Genomic DNA, 6000 nt, shown 5'->3' on the forward strand with positions numbered 1-6000 from the left:
GTACAGTCGCGGGCGTGAGTGACTACGTCGACGTGCCGCTTGTCCGGCTCGACCCCGACCTGCCGGCCCCGTCCTACGCGCACCCCGGGGACGCCGGGGCCGACCTCCACGCCCGGTACGACGTCGAGCTGGGCCCCGGGGAGCGGGCCGTGGTCCCCACCGGGGTCGCGATCGCCCTGCCCGAGGGGTGGGCGGCGTTCGTCCACCCCCGCTCGGGCCTGGCCGCCAAGCACGGTGTCACGGTGGTCAACGCTCCGGGTACCGTGGACGCAGGGTTCCGGGGCGAGATCAACGTGATCCTCCTCAACACCGACCTGCGGGGGGCGGTGCGGATCGCGCGAGGCGACCGCGTGGCACAGCTCGTCGTCCAGCGCGTCGCGCAGGCCCGGTTCACCGAGGTGCAGGACCTGCCCGAGTCGGTACGCGGCACGGGCGGACTGGGGTCAACGGGTGGCTGGACGGCCACCGGAGCAGGAGGCGAGAACTGATGGGGCTCTTCTCACGACGCCGCAAGGGCGAGGAGGCCGCGCCGGCCCAGACCGAGGCGCAGACCGACGGCGTGTCCGCGGAGGGTGACGACGCCCCGGCGGGCCCCACCGGCCGCGGCCCCTGGGACGCCGCCGACGTCCCCGAGCTCGGCCAGCGCCTCGACCTCGGCGCGCTGCGCGTGCCCGCACGTCCCGGCCTCAAGCTGCGGATGGAGATGGACAAGCGCACCCGCCAGGTCGTGGCGACGAGCCTGTCCGTCTCCGGCTCCGCGCTCCAGCTCCAGGCCTTCGCCGCACCCCGCTCGGGCGGGCTGTGGGCCGAGCTGCGCCCCGAGATCATCGCCTCGGTCGAGAAGCAGGGCGGCACCGCCGACGAGGTCGACGGCCCCTTCGGCCGCGAGATCCTCGCCCGCCTCCCCGTCACCGCCCAGGACGGACGGATGGGCCACCGGCCCGCCCGGTTCATCGGCGCCGACGGCCCGCGCTGGTTCCTCCGCGGCGTGCTCAGCGGGCGCGCCGCCGTCGACCCCGACGCCGCCACCGAGCTCGAGGACCTCTTCGCCGACGTCGTCGTCGTCCGCGGGCAGGAGGCCCGTCCGCCCCGCGACGTCCTCGGGCTCCGCGTGCCGGGCAAGGCGAGCGAGGGGACGACGGCGGAGGAGACCCCGACGACGTCCTTCGACCCGCTCGCCCGCGGTCCCGAGATCACCGAGACCCGCTGAGGACGTGAGCCTGTCCGTGGCCGAGGCCCCCAGCCGCCGGCGCACCCGGGTCGACGGCGTGCTCGTGGCGGTCACCTACTGCCCCTCGGGCTCGCCCGTCGGGCTGGTGGGCCGGCTCACGGACGGGAGCTCCGAGGTCGACCTCGTGTGGCTGGGCCGCCGTGAGATCCCCGGCATCACCCCCGGCCGGCGCCTCGTCGCCGAGGGCGTCGTCCACTCCGGCGGGCTTCGCCCCACCATCTACAACCCGGCCTACCGGCTGCTGCGGGAGGACCCATGACCACCGGCCCCACCGACCCGGGCCGCACTGCGCCCGACAGCCCCCCGGAGGGCGTCGCCGAGGCGGTGACCCGTTCCCGGATGAGCCAGCTCGCCGGGGAGGACTTCTCGGTGGCCGACGCCGTCGGCGGCGTCCGCGGTCTCATCGAGTCGGTGGCTCCCGGGCTCGTCTTCGTCGTCGTCTACCTCGTCGCGGGCCAGGAGCTCGTGCCACCGCTCGTCGCCTCCCTCGCCGTGGCCGTCGCCCTCGTCGTCGCCCGGCTCGTCGGCGGCACACCGGTGACCCAGGCGCTGGGCGGTGTCGTCGGCGTCGTCGTCGGTGTCCTGTGGGCGTGGCGCTCGGGCGAGGCGCAGGACTACTTCGCCCTGGGCCTGTGGACCAACGGCGTCTACGCCGCCGCCCTGCTCGTCAGCGTCCTCGTGCGCTGGCCGCTCGTCGGCGTTGTCGTCGCCCTCCTGCGCCAGGAGGGCTTCGGCTGGCGCACCGACCCCGACCAGCGCCCCCGACTGCGCCGCTACACCGCCGCCACCTGGTTGTGGATCGGGCTGTTCGTCGCGCGCCTGGCCGTCCAGCTGCCGCTCTACCTCGACGCGTCGACGGCGTGGCTGGGGACCGCCCGGCTCGTCATGGGCGTCCCGCTGTGGGCCCTGGCCCTGTGGGTCACGTGGCTGCTGGTGCGGGAGCGACCAGCCGCTGCAGCGCAGCCGGGTCAGCCTGCTCGCTGAGCACGAGGACGAGCCGGTCACCGGCGACCAGGCGCTCGTCGGGGTCCGCCGGCACGGCTTCGCCCGCGCGGATGATCGCGGAGAGGAAGCACCCCGGGCCCCAGTCGAGCTCCCGCGCGGTGCGGCCCGCGACGGCCGAGCCGGGCGCGAGCGTGACCTCGTGCAGGCTCGTGCCCGAGCCGTGGAAGGAGAAGATCCGCACGAGGTCGCCGATGGTGACGGCCTCCTCGACGAGCGCCGTCATGATCCGCGGTGTGGAGACCGGGACGTCCACGCCCCACGCGGAGTCGAACATCCACTCGTTCTTCGGGTTGTTGACCCGCGCGACGACGCGCGGCACCCCGAACTCGGTCTTGGCGAGGAGGGAGATGACGAGGTTGGCCTTGTCGTCACCCGTCGCCGCGACGACGACGTCGCTCGAGTCGACCCCCGCCTCGGCGAGGCTGGAGATCTCGCAGGCGTCGGCGAGCTGCCACTCGGCGTCGGCCACCGAGGCGATGCGCATGGCGGCCGGCTGGCGGTCGACGAGCGTGACCGTGTGCCCGTGGGAGAGCAGCTCGCGAGCGATCGACCGGCCCACGCTGCCGGCCCCGGCGATGACGACCCGCATCAGACCTCCTCCTCGCGCGGGGGAGCGGACAGCACCCGCTGCACCTGCTCGACGGCGTCGGTGACGACGAGCACGTGGAGCAGGTCGCCGTCCTGGAGCACGGTGTCGGCGTCCGGCAGCAGGCCGGAGCCGTGCCTGGTGAGGAAGGCCGCCCGGGCCCCTGACGCGGCCTCGAGGTCGACGAGGGGGCGTCCCACCCAGTCGCTGTGGACGTCGAGCTGGAGGAGGGACACCCGCCCCGAGGCGTCGCGGTAGTCGGCCGCGGCACCGGCGGGCAGGAGCCGGCGCAGCACCTGGTCCGCGGTCCAGCGCACCGTCGCGACCGTCGGGATGCCGAGGCGCTCGTAGACCTCCGCGCGCCGTGGGTCGTAGATGCGGGCGACGACGCTGCCCACCCCGAAGGTCTCGCGCGCCACGCGGGCCGCCAGGACGTTGGAGTTGTCGCCGCTGGACACGGCGGCGAAGCCGTAGGCGTCCTCGATGCCCGTCTGGGAGAGGGCGTCACGGTCGAAGCCGAGGCCGGTCACCCGCTGCCCGGAGAAGTCGTCGGGCAGGCGCCGGAAGGCGTCGGGGTTCTGGTCGAGGACGGCCACCGAGTGGCCCTGCTCCTCCAGCTGGACGGCGAGGGAGGCACCCACCCGGCCGCAGCCCACGATGACGAAGTGCACGTCAGCACGCTACCGCGCCCAGGCCTAGCATGAGTGCCCGTGACCCTCGACCCCGCCGCCTTCCACCGGGCGCTCCTCGCCCGGCCCCGTGGCAGGCAGCGGCACCCGGCACCGGCGGCGGCGCTCGTCGTCCTTGCCGCACCCGCGGCGGCGGGCGTGCTCGGGATCGGCACGCACGCCGAGGAGCTCGCCCGGTGGGCCGTGCTCGGCACCCTCGGGGCGCTCGGTGTGCTGCTCCTCGCGCTCGCGCAGCTGCCGGAGGACGTCCCCCGAGGCGCGGACGGGGTCCGCACTCCGGCGCTCCTCGTCGAGCGGGTCCTCCTCCTCGCCGCGTCCGCGGCCGCCGGCGCCGAGCTCCTCACCGTCGCCGGCCTCGCCGTGCCGCGCGGGGTCCTCGCGGCGGTCCTCGTCGCGCTCGTCCTCGCGGTGCGGCTCGCCGTCGCGCCGCCTGCCCGACGGCGGGTGACGGCCGGGCTCGGCGTGCTCGCCGCCGTCGTCCTCGCCGTCGTCCTCGCCGCGGGTGTCGGGGCGGTCGCGGGCGGCACACCGACCGACCCGGCGGCCGGCGGGTCGGTCAGCCGCTCGTCGGTCACGCAGGTGCTCGCCGTCGGCGGCGGCGTCGCCCTCGCCGGCACGGTGCTCCAGCCCGCCCTCCTCGTCACCCGGCGGCGCGGGCTGCCCCGCGCGGCCGCCGCCGGAGTCGCCGTCGCGGTCCTCCTTGCACTCCTGGGCGCCGGCCTCGCGCTCAGCAGCGACAGTGCCCTGCTGGGCGTCACCGGCGCGGGCCTGGGCACCGGCACCGGCCCGTGGGTGGGCGTCGTGCTCGCCTGCGGGCTCCTCGCGGCAGGCGTGAGCGCCCTGTCCGGCCTGCCGCGCCCGCCCGCGACGTGGCCGGCGAGCCGCCGCTGGCCCGCCGGGGCGGCCGGCCGCCGGCTCAGCAGTGCGGTGGCCACGCTCGCGGTCGTCGTCGTCCTCGTCGGGGGCGGTGACCCGCGGCCGCTCGTCGCGTGCTACGCCGCCGTCGTCCTGGTCCTCGCCCTTCTCGCCCTGCTCGCGGGGCGCCGCGAGTGGCGGCGCCGGCTCGAGGTCCTCTACCGACCCGCCAGCCGACGCACCGCGCGCCGCGCCCGGGTGCTCACGGGCGCCGGCGTCGTCGTCTGCGCCGTCCTTCTCCTCCTCGCGGTGCCCCGCGGCTGGCCCGCTCTCGTCGCCGTCGCGGCCGGGTCGGCGATGATGTGGGGTGTGAGCCGACACGACCGCGAGCTGCGCGCGCGCCTGGCCCTGGACCACGCGACCGAGGACCGGCCGCTGCCGACCGTCGTGCGTGCCTTCGTCGTCCTCACCGAGCTCGACCGTTCCGCCGTGCGGGCGGTCACCTACGCACGGGCGATGCGGGCGACGTCGGTCGAGGCGCTCACCGTGCCCGGCGACGACGAGGCCGCGGCCGCCCTGCGCCGGCAGTGGGCCGCGCTCGACCTGCCCGTGCCGCTCGTCGAGCTCGCCGCACCCCCGGGTGACACCGGCGCCGGGGTGGTGGCGCACGTCGCCGCCGCCCGCCGCGCCGAGCCGGACGGGCTGGCCGTCGTCTACCTGCCCGAGACCACCGCCAGGCGCTGGTGGCGCCGGCTGCTACTCGGGAGCGGGCCGCAGCGGCTGCGCGCCCGGCTGCTCGCCCTGCCGGGCACCGTCGTCACCACCGTCCCCTGGCCCACCGAGGAGAGCTGAGCACCATGGACGTCCTGACCGGGGTCACCGTCGGCCCACCCGCCCACGGTGGCCACTGCGTGGCCCGAGTCGAGGGCCGCGTCGTCTTCGTGCGCCACTCCGCACCCGGTGAGGTCGTCGACGTGCGCCTCACCGACGCGGGCGAGGGGCGCAAGTTCTGGCGGGGGGACGCCGTCGCCGTCCACGAGGCCTCCCCGGACCGCGTCCCGAGCCGCTGGCCCGAGGCCGGCCCGGACGGCGTGGGCGGGGGAGAGCTGGCCCACCTGTCCCTACCGGGTCAGCGACGCTGGAAGGCGGAGGTCGTGCGCGACACGCTCCGCCGCATCGGCCACCTCGAGCTCGCCGACCTCGGCCCGCTGGTCGTCGCGCCGCTCGGTGACGACGACGCCCGCGACGGGCTCGGCACCCGCACGCGCATCGACCTCGTCCTCGACGCCGACTCCCGGCCGGGCATGTACCGCCACCGCACCCACGACGTCGTGGCGCTGGAGCAGATGCCGCTGGCCGTGCCGGCCATCACCGCCGCCGACCTCTTCGCCCCCGGCCGCTGGGACGGCGTGCCGCCCGGCACCCGGCTCGACGTCGTCGCCCCGAGCGACGGGGAGGTCGTCGTCCTCGCCGACGGCCGGCCCGTCGACCTCGCCGACCCCGCCCGGTCGCTCGCGGCCCGGCGCGAGGCGCGCCCGCGCCGCGGGCGCCGGGGCGGCGGCGCCCCGGCCCGGGTGGCGGTGCGTGAGCGTGTGGCCCCCGCCGTCGGGGACCTCGCCTACCGGGGGGACGCG

8 protein-coding genes are annotated in these 6000 nt (G+C 76.9%); 6 read left to right on the top strand and 2 right to left on the bottom strand.

What is annotated here, in order from left to right:
- Positions 1-14: 14 nt before the first annotated feature.
- Genes dut through GD632_RS07645 form a run of 4 tightly spaced genes read left to right on the top strand, consistent with a single transcriptional unit; the run spans position 15 to position 2215 of the window.
- A complete protein-coding gene (gene dut, locus GD632_RS07630; RefSeq protein WP_226924735.1) occupies positions 15-488 on the top strand; it encodes a dUTP diphosphatase in 474 nt (157 codons plus the stop codon).
- Positions 488-1210, top strand: a complete 723-nt coding sequence (locus GD632_RS07635; RefSeq protein WP_152190535.1) for a DUF3710 domain-containing protein — start codon at positions 488-490, stop codon at positions 1208-1210. Before dut ends, GD632_RS07635 begins: the two co-directional genes overlap by 1 nt.
- Before the next feature lie 4 nt (positions 1211-1214).
- Positions 1215-1490 (top strand): OB-fold nucleic acid binding domain-containing protein, encoded by a 276-nt coding sequence (locus tag GD632_RS07640; protein WP_152190537.1) that lies wholly within the window; start codon positions 1215-1217, stop codon positions 1488-1490.
- Complete coding sequence (locus tag GD632_RS07645; protein WP_152190540.1) at positions 1487-2215, top strand: DUF3159 domain-containing protein; 729 nt, start codon at positions 1487-1489, stop codon at positions 2213-2215. Before GD632_RS07640 ends, GD632_RS07645 begins: the two co-directional genes overlap by 4 nt.
- On the opposite strand, the gene GD632_RS07650 is transcribed toward GD632_RS07645, so the two are convergent.
- Positions 2151-2825, bottom strand: a complete 675-nt coding sequence (locus GD632_RS07650) for a potassium channel family protein (protein WP_152190542.1) — start codon at positions 2823-2825, stop codon at positions 2151-2153. The two genes, GD632_RS07645 and GD632_RS07650, sit on opposite strands and share 65 nt — an antisense overlap.
- The gene (locus tag GD632_RS07655; protein ID WP_226924736.1) at positions 2825-3493 is read right to left on the bottom strand and encodes a potassium channel family protein; all 669 of its coding nucleotides are present in this window, start codon (positions 3491-3493) and stop codon (positions 2825-2827) included. Before GD632_RS07655 ends, GD632_RS07650 begins: the two co-directional genes overlap by 1 nt.
- 39 nt (positions 3494-3532) lie before the next feature.
- On the opposite strand from GD632_RS07655, the gene GD632_RS07660 reads away from it, so the two are divergent.
- Together GD632_RS07660 and GD632_RS07665 are read left to right on the top strand one after the other, a co-directional pair.
- A complete protein-coding gene (locus GD632_RS07660) occupies positions 3533-5218 on the top strand; it encodes a hypothetical protein (RefSeq protein WP_152190545.1) in 1686 nt (561 codons plus the stop codon).
- A gap of 5 nt (positions 5219-5223) precedes the next feature.
- A partial coding sequence (locus GD632_RS07665) for a TRAM domain-containing protein (RefSeq protein WP_152190547.1) occupies positions 5224-6000 on the top strand: 777 nt, incomplete at its 3' end.

This window comes from Georgenia satyanarayanai (assembly GCF_009193135.1).
In the GTDB taxonomy this organism is placed as follows: domain Bacteria; phylum Actinomycetota; class Actinomycetes; order Actinomycetales; family Actinomycetaceae; genus Oceanitalea; species Oceanitalea satyanarayanai.